The sequence below is a fragment of the Sorangium sp. So ce321 genome (assembly GCF_051530195.1).
In the GTDB taxonomy this organism is placed as follows: Bacteria; Myxococcota_A; Polyangia; order Polyangiales; family Polyangiaceae; genus Sorangium.
Map to the genome: position 1 here is coordinate 833,326 of NZ_CP150329.1, position 19,937 is coordinate 853,262.

The following is a 19,937-nucleotide window of genomic DNA, read 5'->3' on the forward strand; positions in this document are numbered from 1 at the left end:
GCTGTTACGTCTTCACTGGCAGCGCGCCGGCAGCTGGGACATCGCCTCGCCCGCCCCGATCCGCGCGGCGGCCATCGCGTGGGACTTGGCCGCGCACCCCTTGGAGGCCACCGCCCGCTTGGCGCTCGCGCTGATCGCGGATCGCGCCTCGGCCTTCTTGGGGCCGTCGCAGCCCGCGAAGCGCTTCGCCGCGAGATCCGTGTTGCCGCCGTTGGCCAGGTTGATCGCGGCCCTGCATTCCTGGTCGGCCTTCTCGTTGCCGGCGGGCGGGGTCTTGGTCCCGGCGGTCGGGGTCGTCGTGCCCTTCGGACCCTCGGGCGTCTCTTTCCCGGTCGGGGCGCCCGTGGGCGGCGGCTCGGGGGAGGAGGGCTCGCTCGTCGGCGTGGCCACGGTAGGGTCTGACGTGACGGTGACCGAGGGCGCGCTCGGCAGCGGGATCAGGGCCGATGCGCTCTCGTCGGTCGCGCTCGCGCCGTCCCCCTTCTTCATCAGGACGACGCCCACGACGCCGAGCACCGCGACCGCCGCGACGGCCGCGAGGATCGGGGCGGTCTTGTTCTTCTGCGCGGGCGGCGGCGGCGGCGCGGGGAACACCTGGCCGCTCCCCGTCGGCACGGGCGGGTGCGCCACCACGGCGCCCGACGGCATGGGCGCCCGGTCCATGATGGTGGCGGCGTGGTGGTTGACGACCGTCCCGCCGGCCCCCGTGGGCGGTCCCGCGACGAAGAGCGGCTCGCCGAGCTGCGTCTGACCCGAGCGCGACGGCATGAGCGCGGTCCCGCTGGTCGGGGCCTCGAGCCCGACCTGGGTGCGGGGCGCCGAGCCGAGCACGGAGAGGCGGGGGCCCGCGCCGATCGTGAGCTCCTCGTAGAACTCCCGCGCCGACTGCTGACGGTCCTCGCGGTTCTTGCTGAGCGCCCTCATGACGGCCGCCTTCATCTTCGGCGGCGCCGCGGCGCCCATCGGCACGGCCTCGAACGGGAACGGCTGCGCCGTCATGTGCTGCGTCGCCCACGCCCACGGCGTGTCCGCGTCGAACGGCAGGCGCCCCGTGAGCATCTCGTAGGTCAGCACCCCGAGCGAGTAGATGTCGCTCCTCGCGTCGAGCTCCTTGCCCGTGAACTGCTCGGGGCTCATGTACGGCGGGGTGCCGAGCACCGTCCCCTGCTGCGTCAGCTTCTGCTCGGCCTTGGCGCTGCGCTCGTCGCGCTTCGCGATGCCGAAGTCGAGGACCTTGACGTAGTCCTCCTCGCCGGCTCGCCTGGTCAAGAAGATGTTGGCGGGCTTCAGATCGCGGTGGACGATCCCCTTCTCGTGCGCCTCCTGGAGCGACCCGCACGCCTGCGCGATGATGCGGTCGACGCGCTCGGGAGAGAGCGCGCCCCGCTCGAGCGCCGTCTCGAGCGACTGCCCGTTGAGGAGCTCCATCGCGATGTAGAGCTCCCCGGTGTTGGTCTGCCCGAAGTCGTAGACCTTGATCGTGTTCGGGTGCTCGAGCTCGCTGACCGTGCCGCACTCGCGCATGAAGCGCGCGACCACCTGCGGGTCCTTCGCGTGCTGCTCGAGGAGCGTCTTGATGGCGACCTTCCGCACCGACGTCCCCATCGGCTGCTCGCCGTTGTAGACGCGGCCCATCCCGCCCTCGCCGAGCACCCCGACGATCCGGAACCGGCCGCCCACGATCGTGCCGATGAGCGGGTCTGCTTCCACCGGCGCGACGGGGAGGAGCGCGCCGCACGTGGCGCAGAAGCGCGCCCCGTCGATGTTTGGCTGGTGGCAAGCGGGACAGTCCATGCGATCGAACCTCTACCCCCGGAGCGTGACGAAACACGACCGTCGCCTCGGGCTGCTCCGCTGCGCGCCCGAGCGAACGTGCGCGGGGCAGGATCGCAGCAGCCGCGCGCCGAGCGCAAGGGAGCTCTTGCTCGCCCGAGGCGCCGCCATCTCCGCTGCCGCGTGTCCCGCGTGTCCCGCGTGTTCCGCGTGCGCGCGGCCCTCCGCACGCACGGCCCGGCCCCGACCCGCGCGCCAAGCCAACCCGCGCGCGACCGCGATCCGGCGGCGCGGGAGCGCTCGAAGGCGCTCGTTTCGGCGTCCCCGCAACGTACGTCTTGAAAGCGGGCAGCTCTCGAGCGAGATCGGCGCTGCCGGACGACGCGGGAGCTCCGGCGCCGCGGCCTCGCGACGGTGCGATGACGCGACGACGCTGACGACGCGACGGATCGCGCTCCCGCAGCGGATTCCAACGAAACGGACGAAAACGACGCACACCGCTTGACACGTCTCTTGCAGGGGGCTAAGAGCCTCCTCCCTTCGCGGGACTCGTCTACCTTCGGAGCGACGTGAACGGCACCAACGGCTTCACCTCGCTGCGGTCCAGCCCGGTCGGCCCACTCCGAACGGCGCGGGCAGACGGTCCAGCAGGGCCGGGAGTAGATTGCTCGCACAGAAGTGATCGGTCTTGGGACATGTCGCTAGGTCAGCACGCACGTTCCCCGGAGCCTCGGGGGCGAGCAGCGGGTCGATGTCGCTGGCGTGGCTCAATCGGTAGAGCACCTGCCTTGTAAGCAGGGGGTTAGGGGTTCAAGTCCCCTCGCCAGCTCCGATGCAAGGCAGCAGGTCAACGGTTCGGGAGGTCAGGGACAAGTTTCGGCAAGATCGGATAGTATAGAAATTCTGGAGGGTTGCCCGAGCGGCCAAAGGGAGCAGACTGTAAATCTGCCGGCAATGCCTACGATGGTTCGAATCCATCACCCTCCACCGGAGCGGTCTTTCGCTCCGACAGCGATCCGACCAAGATCAGTTCCGCCGGGGTCACTCCCGGCGGGCGCCCGCGGGCGTAGCTCAGTTGGTAGAGCGTCAGCCTTCCAAGCTGAACGTCGCCGGTTCGAACCCGGTCGCCCGCTCTGTGGTCGGTCGTTTGCCCACCTAGCTCAGTTGGCAGAGCACGTCCTTGGTAAGGACGAGGTCGTCGGTTCGATCCCGATGGTGGGCTCCAGCAAGACAGCGAAACGCAGCTGCGAAATTCATTTCGGCAGGAGACATCTCGATGGCCAAGGAGAAATTCACTCGTACGAAGCCGCACGTGAACGTGGGCACCATCGGCCACATCGACCACGGCAAGACCACGCTCACCGCGGCGCTCGTCAAGGTGCAGTCGAAGCGCAACCTGGCGAAGGCGATCTCGTACGCCGACATCGCGAAGGGCGGGACGGTCCGTGATGAGACCAAGACGGTGACCATCGCGGCGGCGCACGTGGAGTACGAGTCGGTCAACCGCCACTACGCGCACGTCGACTGTCCCGGGCACGCCGACTACATCAAGAACATGATCACCGGCGCGGCGCAGATGGACGGGGCGATCCTCGTCGTGTCGTCGCTCGACAGCGTGATGCCGCAGACGCGCGAGCACGTGCTGCTCGCCCGTCAGGTCGGCCTGAACCACATCGTCGTGTTCCTCAACAAGTGCGACGCGGTGGACGACCCGGAGATGCTGGACCTGGTCGAGATGGAGGTCCGCGAGCTCCTGTCGAAGTACAAGTTCGACGGCGACAACGCGCCGGTCGTCCGGGGCGCGTCGCTGCCTGCGCTGCAGGGCGACCCGAAGTGGGAGGAGACGATCCAGCAGCTCCTCAGCGCGCTCGACAGCTACATCCCCGAGCCGGTGCGCGACATCGACAAGCCGTTCCTGATGGCGATCGAGGACGTGTTCTCGATCAAGGGCCGCGGCACCGTGGCCACGGGCCGCATCGAGCGCGGCATCATCAAGGTCGGCGACGAGGTCCAGATCATCGGCTTCAAGGACACGAAGAAGTCGGTCGTCACCGGCGTCGAGATGTTCCGGAAGCTGCTCGATCAGGGGCAGGCGGGCGACAACGTCGGCTGCCTCCTCCGCGGCGTGGAGAAGGAAGAGATCGAGCGCGGCCAGGTGCTCGCGAAGCCCGGGTCGATCACGCCGCACACGAAGTTCACCGGTGAGGTGTACGTCCTCAAGAAGGAGGAGGGCGGGCGCCACACGCCGTTCTTCACCAACTACCGGCCGCAGTTCTACATCCGCACGACGGACGTGACCGGCACGGTGAACCTCCCCGAGGGGGTGAAGATGGTGATGCCGGGCGACAACATCACGATGACGATCGAGCTCATCGCCCCGGTCGCGCTGGAGGAGCAGATGCGCTTCGCCATCCGCGAGGGCGGCAAGACGGTGGGCGCCGGCGTCGTCACCAAGATCCTCGCGTAGGAGGCCGACGTGGGCGAGCAGGCCGGTGGATGGCGTGCGGCGCGCATCGCCGTCTCACTGGCCTGCAGCGAGTGCAAGTCGCGGAACTACAAGACCACGAAGGCGCCCGACCAGGTGGTTTCGCTCAAGAAGTTCTGCAAGCAGTGCAAGAAGCACACAGTTCACCACGAGACGAAGTGAACGGGTGCTCAGGAAGGCGCGCGGTTCTAGGGGTATAGCTCAGTTGGTAGAGCAGCGGATTCCAAATCCGCAGGTCGGGAGTTCGAGCCTCTCTGCCCCTGCCGGGGAACGTGGGCGCTCAAAGGTTGCCCTCGGAGCCCCATCGAGCAGGCCTCTGCCTGCCGCGGGTCGGCGCGTTTGGTGTAGTTATGGCGAAGGGTCAAAAAGACAAGCAGACGCCGAAGGTCGCGGAGGACGGGGAGCCGGAGGAATCTGGATCGCTCGCGCCTGCTGAGGCGTCGTCCCTCGTGACCCGGAGCGAGGAGCCGGAGGCGGCTGACGCGGAGGGCCCCGAGGACGCCGAGGCGTTGCGCTCCGGCGAGCCCGAGGAGGAGGAAGGCGAGGCTGCGGCCGCTCAGCTCGGTACTGAGCGCTATGTGCTCGCCGGCTTCTTCGCGTCGGGCATGCTGCTCGCCTACCTGCTCGGCAAGGTCGTCCACGGCGTCTGGGCGACCCTCTCCAACAAGGACTGGTTCAGCCGGACGCTGCCAACCTTGGCCGCGGTGGGTGACGACGACAAGACGACCTACGGCATGGTCGTCGGCGGCGTCATCGCGCTCGTGGTCGTGCTGCGCATGTTCCGCAACGCGGAGCTCCGCACCTGGAGCGACGAGGTCGCTGCCGAGCTGGCGAAGGTGAAGTGGCCGACCAAGAAGGAGGTTACGAACGCGACGTTCGTCGTCATCGCGACGACCACCGTGGCGACCCTCTACCTGGCGCTGCTCGACCGCTTCTGGGCGTTCGTGACCAACATCGTTTACGGCGATGGAAGCTGAAGCAGGGAGACCCTGAGGGAATCAAGCGCCATGGCCAAGAAGTGGTACGTCATCCATACCTACTCGGGATACGAGGCGAAGGTGCGCGACGCGCTCCAGCAGCGCGTGAAGCAGTACAGCCTGGAAGATCGCTTCGGCGAGATCCTCATCCCGAGCGAGACGGTCACGGAGAACCGTCCCGGTGGCAAGACCCGCGTTCGTCAGAAGCTCAGCCTGCCCGGTTACATCTTCGTCGAGATGGACATGAACGAGCAGGTCTGGCACCTGGTCAAGGACACGCCCAAGGTGACCGGCTTCATCGGCAACCAGGCGCCGCAGGAGGTCCCGCTGGCGCAGATCGACAGCCTCCGTCGGGGCATCGTCGAGGGGGCGGTCAAGCCGAAGCCGCGGCTCACGTTCGAGGTGGGTGAAGAGGTGCGGGTCCTGGACGGGGCCTTCGCGAACTTCACCGGCACGGTCGACGACGTGAAGATGGACAAGCAGAAGCTCAAGGTGAAGGTCAGCATCTTCGGCCGACCCACCAGCGTGGAGCTCGACTTCGCTGCCGTGGAGAAGCGCTAGCCAAGAGCGAACGGCTGCAAACCTGCGGGCGAGGACCGCGTCTCCGCGGCACCTCACTGTTTCTCTGAAAAGTAGACCGCCCGTCGGGCGGCGGTTCGATAGGGTGCGAGATTCATCATGGCGAAGAAAGTCACTGGGTACGTGAAGCTGCAGCTTCCGGCGGGCAAGGCCAACCCCTCGCCCCCCGTCGGTCCGGCGCTCGGCCAGCACGGCGTCAACATCATGGCGTTCTGCAAGGACTTCAACTCGCGGACGGCGGCGCAGGGGGACATGATCATCCCCGTCGTGATCACGGTCTTCTCGGACCGCTCGTTCACGTTCATCATGAAGACGCCGCCGGCCTCCGTGCTCCTCAAGAAGGCGGCGGGGCTCGAGACGAAGAAGAAGCCGGGCGCGGGCTCCAAGGAGCCCAACAAGGTCAAGGTGGGCAAGGTGACGCAGAAGCAGCTGCAGGAGCTTGCCCAGCTCAAGATGCAGGACATGAACACGACGAACCTCGAGTCCGCGATGCGCAGCATGGCGGGCACCGCCCGCTCGATGGGCATCGACATCGTCGACTGAGGTTGGTCGCAGCGTTCCCCGCCGTCGGGGATGCGCGCCGCGCCTGGTGGCCCTCCGAATGAGGGGGCCCCGGCGGACCGGGTAGAAGACTTACCACGGTAGTTTTGGGCGCACCGTGGGAGGCGAGAGCCGTTAAGAAGGAGGGCATGTGCCGAAAGTCGCCAAGAAGAAAGTCGCAGCGCGGGCAGTCGTCGACCGCGCTCGAAAGTACACGTTGCAGGAGGCGTGCGCGCTCGTGAAGCAAGCCGCGCCCGCCAAGTTCGACGAGACGGTGGACCTCGCGGTCCGCCTGGGGGTCAACCCACGGCACGCAGACCAGATGGTCCGCGGCGCCGTGGTGCTTCCGCATGGCACGGGGCAGTCGCTCCGGGTCCTCGTGTTCGCCAAGGGCGAGAAGGCCAGGGAGGCCGAGGCTGCCGGCGCCGATTTCGTCGGCGAGGCGGATCTCGTGAACAAGGTCCAGGAAGGCTTCATGGACTTCGATCGCGTGATCGCCACGCCGGACATGATGGGTCTGGTCGGCAAGCTCGGCCGTATCCTCGGTCCGCGCGGCCTGATGCCGAACCCGAAGGTCGGGACCGTGACGTTCGACGTGAAGACGGCCATCTCGGAGGCCAAGGCCGGCAAGGTCGAGTACCGCGTCGAGAAGGCGGGCATCGTGCACGCTCGGATCGGCAAGGTCTCCTTCGCGGAGAACGCGCTCCAGGTCAACGCGGACGCGCTGATCCAGGCGCTCGTCCGGGCCAAGCCGGCGACCGCCAAGGGGATCTACCTGCGGAGCATCACGTTGTCCTCGACGATGGGCCCGGGGGTTCGTATCGACCCGGTCCACTTCATCGGCAAGGCAGAGGAGGCGTAGCCCATGGAAAGGTCCCAGAAGGAAGCGGTTGTCGGCTCAGTCCGGCAGAAGTTCGAGCGGATGTCTTCCGCGGTCTTCCTGGATTTCAAGGGAATGAACGTCGAGTCGCTGACCAAGCTTCGCGACGAATTCCGGAAGTCCGGCGTGGAGTACCGAGTCGTGAAGAACACGCTCGTCCGCCACGCCATCAAGGAGCACCCCTGGGCGAACACCCTGGCGAAGAGCCTGACCGGCATGACCGGCGTGGCCTGGAGCTACGAGGATCCGAGCGCGGCAGCCAAGGTCGTCAAGGCTTTCCGCAAGGACAACCAGAAGCTCCAGATCAAGGCCGGGCTCATCGAGGGCCAGATCCTCTCGGGCGACGCTGTCGAGACGCAGCTCGCGACGATGCCCGGCAAGGATGAGCTCCGTGCGACCCTGCTCGCGACGCTCCAGGCGCCGCTCCAGCAGTTCGTGCAGCAGCTCAACGCGCCTCTCCAGAATTTCGCCTATCTCCTGAAGGCGAAGGAAGACGCGGGCTCGTCGGGTTGAGCGGGCGCTTTCGTGACGAATGGGCCTTGCGCCCGTCTGGTTTTGGTTTACATGGCCCCCTCCCCGGGGCGCGCAGAAGAGTTTGAAGGAGTCTTGCAATGGCTGAGATCACGCGCGAGCAGGTCGTCGATTACCTCTCCAACCTCCCTGTCATCCAGATCGCCGAGCTCATCAAGGACCTCGAGAACAAGTGGGGCGTCAAGGCTGCCCCCGCGGCCGTCGCGGTCGCGGCTGGCCCCGCCGCCGCCGCTCCAGCCGAGAAGGCGCCGGAGCAGACCGAGTTCGACGTCATCCTTGCGAACTCGGGCAGCAACAAGATCGGCGTCATCAAGGCGATCCGCGAGATCACCGGTCTGGGCCTGAAGGAGGCGAAGGACCTGGTCGAGGCCGCGCCGAAGACCGTCAAGGAGCAGGTTTCCAAGGCGGACGCGGAGGAGATGAAGAAGAAGCTCGTCGAGGCAGGTGCTACCGTCGAGCTCAAGTAACGATCACCGCTCCCTGCAAGGGAAATCGGGATCCGCCGGAGGACGGCGGCAGGGGCGGTCGTCCCTGCCGCACGTCCCGCTTTTGTTTGAAGAAAGGGACCGCGCGTGCGGGCCCTCTGAAGAGGACGCCGGGTACGGGTCCTCGACCGCTGCTGAAGGAGAGGGCCGCCCGTGCGGGTCCTCGACCGCTGCTGAAGGAGAGGATCGCCCGTGCGGGTCCTCGACCAACGTCGAAGAGGACCGCGGGTACGGGTCCTCGGTCAACTCTGAAGAGGACCGCGGGTGCGGGTCCTCGACCAATGCCGGAGCTCAATGGGTCGCCACGCGGTCCGCTCTGCCCCCAAAGCCAAGATGTTCTGGGTCCTCACACCCTGGGGACGCTCGCTCGCCATTGGTGCGTAGCTTCGTGTTCGTTGCTCGGTTCGAGCCGTGCGCCCGCCCCGCACGCCTCGTGTGAGCCGGAGGAAATCGATGCCGTCGGTCGTCCAATCCAACTTCCGCGTCCGTAAGAACCTGGGTCGCGTTCGTCGCATCATCGACGTCCCCAACCTGATCGACATCCAGAAGTCGAGCTACGACAAATTCCTCCAGATGAGCGTTCCGCCGAACGAGCGGGAGGAAGTCGGGCTGCAGGCGGTGTTCCGCTCGGTTTTCCCGATCAAAGACTTCAACGGCACGAGCGAGCTCGTCTTCGTCTCGTACAACCTCGAGCCGCCGAAGTACGACGTCGATGAGTGTCGCCAGCGCGGCATGACCTACTCGGCGCCGATCAAGGTCACGAACCAGCTGATGATCTACGACACCCGCGACGGCGGGGAGCGGATCGTGCGCGACATCAAGGAGCAGGAGGTCTACTTCGGCGAGCTGCCGCTGATGACCGAGACGGGCACGTTCATCATCAACGGGACCGAGCGCGTCGTCGTCAGCCAGCTGCACCGGAGCCCCGGCGTCTTCTTCGATCACGACAAGGGCAAGACGCACTCGAGCGGCAAGCTGCTCTACTCCGCGCGCGTGATCCCGTACCGCGGCTCGTGGCTCGACTTCGAGTTCGACCCGAAGGACATCATCTACGTTCGCATCGATCGCCGGCGGAAGATGCACGCCACCGTGCTGCTGCGCGCGCTCGGGTACTCGACGCAGGACCTGCTGAACTACTTCTACTCGACGGAGACCGTGTACCTCGAGAAGGGGGGCAAGTACGCGAAGAGCATCGAGTACGACCTCCTGGCGGGCCAGCGGACGACGCGCGACATCAAGATCGGCAACGACGTCATCGTCAAGAAGAACACCAAGTTCACGCGCGCTGCCATCCGGAAGATGAAGGAGGCGAAGCTCGAGCGGCTCAGCCTCGAGCCGGAGGAGCTCGTCGGGAAGGTGGCGGCGCACGACATCGTCGACCCGGAGACGGGCGAGGTCGTGGTCGAGGTGAACGAGGAGCTCACCGAGGCGAAGCTCGAGCGGCTGCGCGAGGCGAACATCGAGCAGTTCCGCATCCTCTTCATCGACGGCCTGAACGTGGGCTCGTACCTCCGCGACACGCTGCTCACCGACAAGGTGAAGACGATGGAGGACTCGATCCTGGAGATCTACCGGCGCCTGCGCCCGGGCGATCCGCCCACGCTCGAGACCGCCAAGACCCTGTTCCACAACCTGTTCTTCAACGCCGAGCGCTACGACCTGTCGAAGGTCGGCCGGCTGAAGCTGAACTACAAGTTCTACCGCGACGTCCCCGAGGAGGAGCGGCCGGGGCTCGATCTCACCGTGCTCACGCCCCAGGACATCCTGGAGACGGTGCGGCACCTGATCGAGCTCAAGAACGGCCGCGGCTCGGTCGACGACATCGACCACCTCGGCAACCGCCGCGTGCGCGCGGTCGGTGAGCTGATGGAGAACCAGTACCGCATCGGCCTCGTCCGCATGGAGCGCGCGATCAAGGAGCGCATGAGCATGTCGCAGGAGATCGACACGCTCATGCCGCACGACCTGATCAACGCGAAGCCGGTCAGCGCCGTCGTGAAGGAGTACTTCGGGAGCTCGCAGCTCTCGCAGTTCATGGACCAGACGAACCCGCTCTCGGAGGTCACCCACAAGCGCCGCCTCTCGGCGCTCGGGCCGGGCGGCCTCACGCGCGAGCGAGCCGGCTTCGAGGTGCGCGACGTCCACGCGACCCACTACGGCCGCATCTGCCCGATCGAGACGCCGGAAGGCCCGAACATCGGCCTCATCGCGTCGCTCTCGACGTTCGCCCGCGTGAACGAGTACGGCTTCGTCGAGACGCCGTACCGCAAGGTCGAGAACGGCCGCGTGACCGTGGACGTGATCTGGCTCTCCGCGCTCGAGGAAGAGGGCAAGTACATCGCGCAGGCGACGGTGAACCTGGATGAGACCGGGCGCTTCAAGGAGTCGCTCGTCTCGGCCCGCTACAACGGTGAGTTCAAGATCGTCACGCCCGAGATGGTCGAGCTGATGGACGTCGCGCCGAACCAGATGGTGTCGGTCGCCGCCGCGCTCGTGCCCTTCCTCGAGCACGACGACGCGAACCGCGCGCTCATGGGCGCCAACATGCAGCGCCAGGCCGTGCCGCTGGTCCAGTCGCACGCCCCGCTCGTCGGCACCGGCATGGAGGAGCGGCTCGCCCGCGACTCCGGCGTCTGCGTCATCGCGCGGCGCCCCGGCATCGTCGAGAGCGTGGACGCGACGCGCATCGTCGTCCGGGCCGAGGGCGAGGGCGCCGAGGTGCCCGACATCTACCACCTCATGAAGTTCCAGCGCTCGAACCAGTCGACCTGCTACACGCAGAAGCCGGTCGTCAGGACGGGCGAGGTGGTGAAGAAGGGCGACGTGCTCGCCGACGGGCCGTCGACGGACATGGGCGAGCTCGCGCTCGGCCAGAACGTGCTCGTCGCGTTCATGCCGTGGCAGGGCTACAACTTCGAGGACTCGATCCTCGTCTCCGAGCGCATCGCCAAGGACGACGTGTTCACCTCGATCCACATCGAGGAGTTCGAGTGCGTCGCCCGCGACACGAAGCTCGGCAAGGAAGAGATCACCCGCGACATCCCGAACGTCGGCGAGGAGGCGCTCAAGGACCTCGACGACTCCGGCATCGTGCGCATCGGGGCCGAGGTGCGGCCGGGCGACATCCTGGTCGGCAAGATCACCCCGAAGGGCGAGACCCAGCTCTCGCCCGAGGAGAAGCTGCTCCGCGCGATCTTCGGCGAGAAGGCCGGCGACGTCCGCGACAGCTCGCTCAAGGTGCCGCCCGGCGTCGGCGGGATCGTCATCAACGCCCGGGTGTTCTCGCGCAAGGGGACCGAGAAGGACGACCGCGCGCGGGACATCGAGGATCAGGAGCGGGCCAGGATCGAGCGGACGCGCGACGAGGAGATCAAGATCCTCCGCGACTCGTTCTTCCGCCGCATCCGCGAGATCCTCCTCGGCAAGGAGGCGACCGGCAAGCTCGTCGACGACAAGGGCAAGGTGCTCTTCCAGAAGGGCGCGATCATCGACGAGGCGTCGCTCGCCGACATCCCGCGCAAGTACTGGGGCGAGATCCCGGTCGACGACGCCGAGCGGGTCCAGCACATCCTGCGCGACCTCGAGGAGCTCGTCCGCACGCGCGAGGAGCACTTCCGCGACAAGATCGATCGCCTCTCCAAGGGCGACGAGCTGCCGCCGGGCGTCATCAAGATGGTGAAGGTCTATATCGCCATCAAGCGCAAGCTCCAGGTCGGCGACAAGATGGCGGGCCGCCACGGCAACAAGGGTGTCATCAGCCGCATCCTCCCCGAGGAGGACATGCCGTATCTCCAGGACGGCAGGCCGGTCGACCTCGTGCTCAACCCGCTCGGCGTGCCGAGCCGCATGAACGTCGGTCAGATCCTCGAGATTCACCTCGGGTGGGGCGCCTTCGAGCTCGGCAACCAGCTGCAGCGCATGCTGGAGCAGCAGCGGGCGAGCGCCGAGATCAAGGAGCACCTGAAGGCCATCTACGCGGGCGACGAGTCGATGGACGGCTTCTTCGACAACCTCGATGACGGCGACGTCAAGCGCTTCATCAAGACGGTCGATGAGGGCGTCTTCATGGGATCGCCCGTGTTCGACGGCGCGCACGAGTCGGACATCAAGGGCGCCCTCGAGCTCGCCGAGCTCCCGACGTCGGGGCAGGCGATCCTCTTCGACGGCCGCACGGGCGACGCGTTCGATCAGAACGTCACGGTGGGCATCATGTACATGCTGAAGCTCCACCACCTCGTCGACGACAAGATCCACGCCCGCTCGATCGGGCCCTACTCGCTGGTCACGCAGCAGCCCCTCGGCGGCAAGGCGCAGTTCGGCGGGCAGCGGCTCGGCGAGATGGAGGTGTGGGCGATGGAGGCCTACGGCGCGGCCTACGCGCTGCAGGAGTTCCTCACCGTGAAGAGCGACGACGTGATGGGCCGCACCCGGATGTACGAGGCCATCGTGAAGGGGGATTACACCCTGGAGGCGGGGCTGCCGGAGAGCTTCAACGTGCTCATCAAGGAGCTCCAGTCGCTGTGCCTGAACGTGGAGCTGGTCGAGTCGACCGGAGGCGTGGAGGCCTCGGCCGCGGAGGAAGAGGAGTGATGCAGTTCGTCACGTCACGATCGCCGCGCGTGTCGTCGGTGATGGCGGTTGCGGCGCGCCGCGCGGGCGGCGCGCCCCCGAAGGCCGACACAGCGGGCGCGGGCAGGTTCATCGGTTTCGTTTCTGTCTCCGGAGGTCTCCATGCGTGACATCTTCAGCTTCTTCGAGAAGCCCAAAGACCCGCTGTCGTTCAGCGCTATCCGCATCTCGCTCGCGAGCCCGGAGAAGATCCGCGAGTGGTCGCACGGCGAGGTGAAGAAGCCGGAGACCATCAATTACCGGACGTTCAAGCCGGAGCGAGATGGTCTGTTCTGCGCCAAGATCTTCGGGCCGGTGAAGGACTACGAGTGCAATTGCGGCAAGTACAAGCGCATGAAGCACCGCGGCATCGTGTGCGAGAAGTGCGGCGTCGAGGTCATCCAGTCGAAGGTCCGGCGCGAGCGGCTCGGGCACATCTCGCTGGCCACGCCGGTCGCCCACATCTGGTTCCTGAAGAGCCTGCCGTCGCGCATCGGCAACATGCTCGACATCACGCTCAAGGACCTCGAGAAGGTGCTCTATTGCGAGGCCTACATCGTCATCGATCCGAAGGAGACCGGCCTCATGCGGGGCGATCTCCTGAGCGAGGAGCGCTATCTGCAGCTGCTCGACGAGTACGGTGACGACAAGTTCAGCGCCGGGATGGGCGGCGAGGCGGTCCTCGAGATGCTCAAGCAGGTCGACGTCCACGGCCTGGCGGAGCTGCTCAGGACCGAGATGCGCGCCGCCACCAGCGAGGCGAAGCGGAAGAAGCTCGCCAAGCGGCTGAAGGTCGTCGAGGCCTTCCGTGAGAGCGGCAATCGGCCGGAGTGGATGATGCTGACCGTGATCCCGGTGCTGCCGCCGGATCTGCGCCCGCTCGTCCCCCTGGACGGCGGCCGCTTCGCGACCAGCGATCTGAACGACCTCTACCGGCGCGTCATCAACCGCAACAACCGCCTGAAGCGGCTCCTCGAGCTGAACGCGCCGGAGATCATCATCCGGAACGAGCGGCGCATGCTGCAGGAGGCGGTCGACGCGCTGTTCGACAACGGCCGCCGCGGCAAGACGATCACCGGCCCGAACAAGCGCCCGCTCAAGTCGCTCTCGGACATGCTGAAGGGCAAGCAGGGCCGGTTCCGGCAGAACCTGCTCGGCAAGCGCGTCGACTACTCGGGCCGCTCGGTCATCGTCGTGGGCCCGACGCTGCGCCTGCACCAGTGCGGCCTGCCCAAGAAGATGGCGCTCGAGCTCTTCAAGCCGTTCATCTACAACAAGCTGGAAGAGCGCGGCTACGTCAACACCATCAAGAGCGCGAAGAAGATGGTGGAGAAGGAGCGCCCGGAGGTCTGGGACATCCTCGAGGAGGTCATCAGCGAGCACCCGGTGCTCCTGAACCGCGCCCCGACGCTCCACCGCCTCGGCATCCAGGCGTTCGAGCCGGTCCTCATCGAGGGCAAGGCGATCCAGCTGCACCCGCTGGTCTGCGCGGCGTTCAACGCCGACTTCGACGGCGACCAGATGGCGGTCCACGTGCCGCTGTCGGTCGAGGCGCAGATGGAGGCGCGCGTGCTCATGATGAGCACGAACAACATCCTCTCGCCCGCGAGCGGCAAGCCGATCATCAACCCGACGCAGGACATCGTGCTCGGGCTCTACTACGCGACCCGCGAGCGGAAGTTCGAGCGGGGGTCCTACCGCGCCGACACCCTCTCCTTCGGCGAGGACGGCGTGGCGCAGGGCTACCTGCGGGGCATCTACGCCTCCCCCGAGGAGGTCCGGATGGCCTACGACAACGGCGAGGTCGCGCTGCACGCCGGCATCCGCGTCCGCGTCCCGGTCATCGACGACGACGGCAACCCGCAGCTCGACGAGTTCGGCCACGTGAAGCGCCGCATCGTCGAGACCACGGTGGGCCGCGTCATCATCTCCGAGGTCCTCCCGAAGGGGGTCGCGTTCGAGTACGCGAACAAGACCCTCGACAAGAAGGCGCTCTCGGCGCTCATCGACGTCTGCTACCGCATCCACCGCAACAAGGAGACCGTCCTCCTCGCGGACCGGCTCCGCACGCTCGGCTTCGACCACGCGATGCGGGCGGGCATCTCGATCTGCATGGATCACATGGTGATCCCGGCCGCCAAGAAGGTCCTCCTGGGCGAGGCGCAGAAGGAGGTCGAGCGCGTCGTCGAGCAGTACCAGGAGGGGCTCATCACCGACGGCGAGCGGTACAACAAGATCGTCGATATCTGGGCGAGCATCGCCGACCAGGTCACGACCGAGATGATGGGCGGCATCGGCAAGGAGACGATCGTCGACCACGAGACGGGCAAGTCCTCGATCGAGCCGAGCTTCAACCCCATCTACATCATGGCCGACTCCGGCGCGCGCGGCTCCACGCAGCAGATCCGGCAGCTGGCCGCGATGCGCGGCCTGATGGCCAAGCCGTCCGGCGAGATCATCGAGACGCCGATCACCGCGAACTTCCGTGAGGGTCTCAGCGTGCTCCAGTACTTCATCTCGACGCACGGCGCGCGTAAGGGCCTCGCCGACACGGCGCTCAAGACGGCGAACTCGGGCTACCTCACCCGGCGGCTCGTCGACGTGGCGCAGGACGCGGTCATCTCCGAGTTCGACTGCGGCACGCTCGACGGCATCCGCGTGGCGAAGCTCGAGGAGGCCGGCGAGGTCATCCAGCCGCTCGGCGACCGCATCCTCGGCCGCGTCGCGCTGGAGGACGTCGTCGACCCGCTCACCGGCGAGGTGCTCATCACGGCGAACACCGAGCTCGACGAGCAGTCGGTGCGGTCCATCGAGGACGCCGGCATCGAGGAGGTCGTCATCCGCTCGGTGCTCACGTGCCAGCTCCGCCGCGGGGTCTGCGCGCTGTGCTACGGGCGCGACCTCGCGCGCGGCTACCGGGTCAACATCGGCGAGGCGGTCGGCATCATCGCCGCCCAGTCGATCGGCGAGCCCGGCACGCAGCTCACGATGCGCACCTTCCACATCGGCGGCACCGCGGCGCGCGGCAAGATCGAGGCGAGCTACCTCGAGGCCCGCACCGAGGGCACGGTCCGCCTCCGCCGGGCGGTCGTCCAGAAGAAGAAGGACGGCACCATGGTGGTCATGAACCGCCACGGCGAGATCGTCGTCGTCGACGAGACGGGGCGCGAGCGCGAGCACAACCGCCTCGTCTACGGCGCCATCCTCAAGAAGGCCGACGGCGAGCGCACCAAGCCCGGCGAGCTGCTCGCCGAGTGGGACCAGTTCGCGACGCCGATCCTCACCGAGGTCTCCGGCGTGGTGAAGTTCGGCGACCTCATCGAGGGCGTCAGCGTGCAGGATCGCCTCGACGAGGTGACGGGCCTCTCGCGAAAGGTCGTCATCGAGTCGAAGGCGGCCGACGTCCGCCCGCGCATCTCGCTGAAGGACCCGGAGTCGGGCAGGACGCTCAAGCTCCCGAACAGCGAGCTCGAGGCGCGCTACCTGCTCCCCGTCGGCGCGCACATCGTCGCGCAGGAGGGGGATCTCATCGAGGCCGGCGAGGTCATCGCCAAGATCCCGCGCGACACGACGAAGGTGCAGGACATCACCGGCGGTCTGCCCCGCGTCGCCGAGCTGTTCGAGGCCCGAAAGCCGAAGGATCACGCGATCATCAGCGAGATCGACGGCGAGGTCACGTTCGGCAAGGACACGAAGGGCAAGCGGAAGGTCATCATCACGCCGTACTCGCCGGACGGGCACGCGCTCGGCGATCAGGCGCGCGAGTACCTGATCCCGAAGGGCAAGCACATCCAGGTGCAGCCGGGCGACCGGGTGCGCGCGGGTGATCCCCTCCAGGACGGCCCGCCGAACCCGCACGACATCCTCCGGGTGAAGGGCGAGAAGGAGCTGTCGGCCTGGCTCGTGAACGAGATCCAGCAGGTCTACCGGCTCCAGGGCGTCGGTATCAACGACAAGCACATCGAGGTCATCGTCCGGCAGATGCTCCGGCGGGTCCGCGTGCGCGAGGTCGGCGACACCAACTTCCTGGTCGACGAGCAGGTGGAGAAGCACATCTTCGAGAAGGAGAACGAGACCGTCCTCGAGCGCGGCGGCAAGCCCGCGATCGCGGAGGCGCTCCTCCTCGGCATCACCAAGGCCAGCCTGTCGACCGAGTCGTTCATCAGCGCCTCGTCGTTCCAGGAGACGACCAAGGTGCTCACCGAGGCCGCGATCAACGGCAAGACGGACGATCTCCGCGGTCTCAAGGAGAACGTCATCATGGGCCGCCTGATCCCGGCCGGGACGGGGCTGCCCGCCTACAAGCGCCTCCAGGTCGTGGTCGAGGGCGAGCCGGTGGTCCAGGCCCCGTACGTCGCCCCGCGGCCGCGCCCCGAGGAGACGCTCACCGCGGTCAACGAGGAGTAACGATCGCCGGCGCGCCAGGGGCGGGGCCATTCCCGCCCCTGAGCGCGCCCGTCCTCTGGACAACGCGCGTCGACGCGCTCGCCTCGGCCCAGGAGACGGCTTTCCCGCCACAGCAGCCGCTTGCCGGCCCGGTGGATCGCGCCTGACGTGGCGCGCACGCCTACCCAGGGCCAGTATTCACCTCCACGTGGCACCGCATCGGTCGAGCGGGGCCACGGGAGTGACCCGGCGTGCGCCGGGACGTTCACGGGGCTCGCGCGCCGCCCCTAGCTCTGCTCTCATTCATCGAGCGCACCCCATGGCTGCATACGCCGCGTGCGGCAGGCCAGCTCTCCCCGCGTGCTCCCGTTCCGCGAGGGTCCTCCGGCGCGCGCCCACCTCCAATTTTCGAGTAGAATCAGGGTTTCGATGGCTTCCGTTCAAGGATTGAACCAGCGGATTGCCGATCGCCTCGTCCTCGAGGGGCGCATCACCCCGGACGATCATCGTCGCGCCGTGGAGTACGCGATGCGTACGCGCGGCCGCATCGAGGATGCCATCATCGAGCTCGATATCGTCAACGAGGCCGAGCTCCTCAAGTTCATCGCGACCGTCCACAACACCCGCTTCGTCTCCACCGAGAAGCTCTCGAAGGCGATCATCGAGCCCCGCGTGCTCGCCAAGGTCTCGGCGATCACCGCGACCTTGCACGGCGTCTTTCCGGTCCTGCTCGACGAGCGCAACACGACGCTCTCGGTCGCGACGGCGGATCCCGACAACGACGTCGCGCTGCACGAGATCCGGCTGGCCGCGGGCGTGCGGGACGTACGCGCCATCGTCGCCAGGCCGGCGGCGGTGCGCGCGGCCATCGCGTACCACTACCGCGGCGACACGACCGCGTTCAACTCGCTGCTCCGGCCGGTCAGCTCGTTCGACGAGATCCTCTACAACAACCCCAACAACAACCCGTTCGAGCGCACCGGGACGATGCACGAGCGGACGTCCATGACGAACGAGCGCGCATCGATGGTGATGCACGATCGGGCGTCGATGACCCACGTGCCCGCGGCGCACCCGCAGACGATGCACGGGCAGCCCGCGTACGCCCAGCCCGCGCACACGCCGCCGATGCACACGCAGATGATGCACGGGCAGCCGGCGCACGCGACCCCGGCGCTCGCGCCGGGGCCCGCGCCGCTCGTCTCGGCGCCGCCCCCCGCGGCCATGCGGGCGCCGGCCGCGCCCGCCGCGCCGCCCCGCGTGGCCCCAGCCGGTCCACCGCCCACGCCGGTGCCGCCGTCGCCCCCCGTCCAGCCGCAGCAGGTGGCCCCCACGTCCGCGCCGGTCGCCCCGCCGCCGCACCCGACCACGAGCCACGCGTACGTGGAGACGCTCAACGTGCTCGTCAGCCTGCTCGAGAACAACCGGCAGGACCTGCGGGGCCACTCCTCCACGGTCGCGCGCATCGTCCGGAAGCTCTGCGAGCGCATCGGCCTGCCGCCGCCGACGGTCGCGAGCTACGTGGCGTCCGCCTACCTGCACGACCTCGGCAAGAACGGCCCGTACCACCTCACCGCGCTCAACGTCGCCGAGTACGAGGGGCACCGGCTCGCCGCGACGAAGAGCGTCGACCTCCCGGCGCACCTCATGGAGTCGGTGGGCCTGCCCCAGGACGTCGTCTCGGCGATCAACCTGATGTACGAGCGCTACGACGGCAGCGGCTTCCCCGACGGCCTCTCCGGCAAGGAGATCCCGCTCGGCGCGCGCATCCTCGCGGTCGCGGACACCTACGCCGACCTGACGCAGAACCCGCGCAACCCCTACCGCAAGGCGCTCCGCCCGCCCGAGGCCTGCGACGTGCTCGCCCAGTACCGCGGCACCATCTTCGATCCGAACATCGTCGACCTCTTCCGCCAGGTCATGACCGGCGACGACATGCGCGCGAAGCTGCTCTCCGACCGGCACCAGGCGCTCATCGTCGACCCGGATCCGGAGGAGACCACGGTGCTCGAGCTGCGGCTCCTCGAGCAGGGGTTCGAGGTCTCGATCGCGCGCAACGTGGCGCAGGCCCGCCGCGAGCTCGAGACGAAGGACATCGAGGTGGTCGTCAGCGAGATCGATCTCGAGGAGCCCGACGCCGGCCTCACGCTCCGCGCCGATGCGCTGAAGCTCGGGTTCGGCCGCGACAAGACGTGGGTCATCCTCACGGCGAAGACGGACCGGCAGACCGCCCAGCGCGCCTTCGATCTCGGCGTCGACGACTTCGTCTCGAAGCCCGCGTCGACCGACGTCATGGCCGCCAAGCTCCGCCAGCTCATCGAGCGGCGCTCCGCCACCGCCGTCCCCCGCGGCGTGTCCGGCTCGCTCGCCGAGATGGGCCTGCCGGACATGATCCAGATCCTCTGGCACGGCCGGAAGACGTGCGCGCTCAAGATCCAGGCGAACTCGATGGCCGGCGAGATCCACTTCGCCGACGGGCAGGTCGTCCACGCGCTCTGGGCCGGCGCGCTGGGCGAGGACGCGTTCTACCGGATGCTCACGCTGCGGGAGGGCGACTTCCGCCTCGACCCGAGCTTCTCGCCCAGCACCCGCAGCATCACCGCGTCGCCTGAGGCGCTGCTCCTGGAGGGGATGCGCCGCCTCGACGAAGGGACCCTGTCCTAAAGTTAAAGTCACGCCGCGCGTGGAGGCCG

The 19,937-nt window shown here is 67.6% G+C and carries 13 protein-coding genes and 5 tRNA genes; 17 read left to right on the forward strand and 1 reads right to left on the reverse strand.

The genetic code is table 11. The features are described 5' to 3' along the window. Nucleotides 1-12 precede the first annotated feature (12 nt). A complete protein-coding gene (locus WME89_RS03225; protein ID WP_438007816.1) occupies nucleotides 13-1,794 on the reverse strand; it encodes a serine/threonine-protein kinase in 1,782 nt (593 codons plus the stop codon). Nucleotides 1,795-2,529: 735 nt separating this feature from the next. Here WME89_RS03225 and WME89_RS03230 point away from each other — a divergent pair. The 17 genes from WME89_RS03230 to WME89_RS03310 all read left to right on the forward strand — a co-directional run bounded on the left by WME89_RS03230 (nucleotide 2,530) and on the right by WME89_RS03310 (nucleotide 19,908). After that, nucleotides 2,530-2,602 (forward strand) — tRNA-Thr (locus WME89_RS03230). A 76-nt stretch (nucleotides 2,603-2,678) separates the two neighbouring features. After that, nucleotides 2,679-2,760, forward strand: a tRNA-Tyr gene (locus tag WME89_RS03235). Nucleotides 2,761-2,833: 73 nt separating this feature from the next. Beyond that, nucleotides 2,834-2,906, forward strand: a tRNA-Gly gene (locus tag WME89_RS03240). A 16-nt stretch (nucleotides 2,907-2,922) separates the two neighbouring features. After that, nucleotides 2,923-2,998: transfer RNA gene (locus WME89_RS03245), tRNA-Thr, on the forward strand. Between the two features lie 51 nt (nucleotides 2,999-3,049). After that, on the forward strand, nucleotides 3,050-4,240 hold the full coding sequence (tuf, locus tag WME89_RS03250; RefSeq protein ID WP_436625521.1) for an elongation factor Tu: 1,191 nt from the start codon (nucleotides 3,050-3,052) through the stop codon (nucleotides 4,238-4,240). A gap of 9 nt (nucleotides 4,241-4,249) precedes the next feature. Continuing rightward, nucleotides 4,250-4,420, forward strand: a complete 171-nt coding sequence (gene rpmG, locus WME89_RS03255; RefSeq protein ID WP_436624872.1) for a 50S ribosomal protein L33 — start codon at nucleotides 4,250-4,252, stop codon at nucleotides 4,418-4,420. A gap of 28 nt (nucleotides 4,421-4,448) precedes the next feature. Further along, nucleotides 4,449-4,521, forward strand: a tRNA-Trp gene (locus tag WME89_RS03260). Between the two features lie 87 nt (nucleotides 4,522-4,608). Next, on the forward strand, nucleotides 4,609-5,235 hold the full coding sequence (gene secE, locus WME89_RS03265) for a preprotein translocase subunit SecE (protein WP_438007817.1): 627 nt from the start codon (nucleotides 4,609-4,611) through the stop codon (nucleotides 5,233-5,235). Nucleotides 5,236-5,265: 30 nt separating this feature from the next. Further along, complete coding sequence (gene nusG / locus WME89_RS03270) at nucleotides 5,266-5,796, forward strand: transcription termination/antitermination protein NusG (protein ID WP_436624874.1); 531 nt, start codon at nucleotides 5,266-5,268, stop codon at nucleotides 5,794-5,796. A gap of 117 nt (nucleotides 5,797-5,913) precedes the next feature. Then, nucleotides 5,914-6,357 carry a 50S ribosomal protein L11 gene (gene rplK / locus WME89_RS03275; RefSeq protein WP_437307564.1) on the forward strand — a complete coding sequence of 148 codons (444 nt, stop codon included), beginning with the start codon at nucleotides 5,914-5,916 and terminating at the stop codon, nucleotides 6,355-6,357. 148 nt (nucleotides 6,358-6,505) lie between these two features. After that, complete coding sequence (gene rplA, locus WME89_RS03280; RefSeq protein ID WP_438007818.1) at nucleotides 6,506-7,216, forward strand: 50S ribosomal protein L1; 711 nt, start codon at nucleotides 6,506-6,508, stop codon at nucleotides 7,214-7,216. A 3-nt stretch (nucleotides 7,217-7,219) separates the two neighbouring features. After that, a complete protein-coding gene (rplJ, locus tag WME89_RS03285) occupies nucleotides 7,220-7,747 on the forward strand; it encodes a 50S ribosomal protein L10 (protein ID WP_438007819.1) in 528 nt (175 codons plus the stop codon). Nucleotides 7,748-7,845: 98 nt separating this feature from the next. Beyond that, nucleotides 7,846-8,232, forward strand: a complete 387-nt coding sequence (gene rplL / locus WME89_RS03290; protein WP_436624878.1) for a 50S ribosomal protein L7/L12 — start codon at nucleotides 7,846-7,848, stop codon at nucleotides 8,230-8,232. 471 nt (nucleotides 8,233-8,703) lie between these two features. Further along, nucleotides 8,704-12,840 (forward strand): DNA-directed RNA polymerase subunit beta, encoded by a 4,137-nt coding sequence (gene rpoB, locus WME89_RS03295; RefSeq protein ID WP_437623484.1) that lies wholly within the window; start codon nucleotides 8,704-8,706, stop codon nucleotides 12,838-12,840. Beyond that, nucleotides 12,840-12,989, forward strand: a complete 150-nt coding sequence (locus WME89_RS03300) for a hypothetical protein (protein WP_437623485.1) — start codon at nucleotides 12,840-12,842, stop codon at nucleotides 12,987-12,989. Before rpoB ends, WME89_RS03300 begins: the two co-directional genes overlap by 1 nt. After that, complete coding sequence (gene rpoC, locus WME89_RS03305) at nucleotides 12,982-17,265, forward strand: DNA-directed RNA polymerase subunit beta' (RefSeq protein WP_436624880.1); 4,284 nt, start codon at nucleotides 12,982-12,984, stop codon at nucleotides 17,263-17,265. The genes WME89_RS03300 and rpoC overlap by 8 nt, the downstream gene beginning before the upstream one ends. Nucleotides 17,266-17,673: 408 nt before the next feature. Next, nucleotides 17,674-19,908, forward strand: a complete 2,235-nt coding sequence (locus tag WME89_RS03310) for an HD domain-containing phosphohydrolase (protein WP_438007820.1) — start codon at nucleotides 17,674-17,676, stop codon at nucleotides 19,906-19,908. Nucleotides 19,909-19,937: the final 29 nt, after the last annotated feature.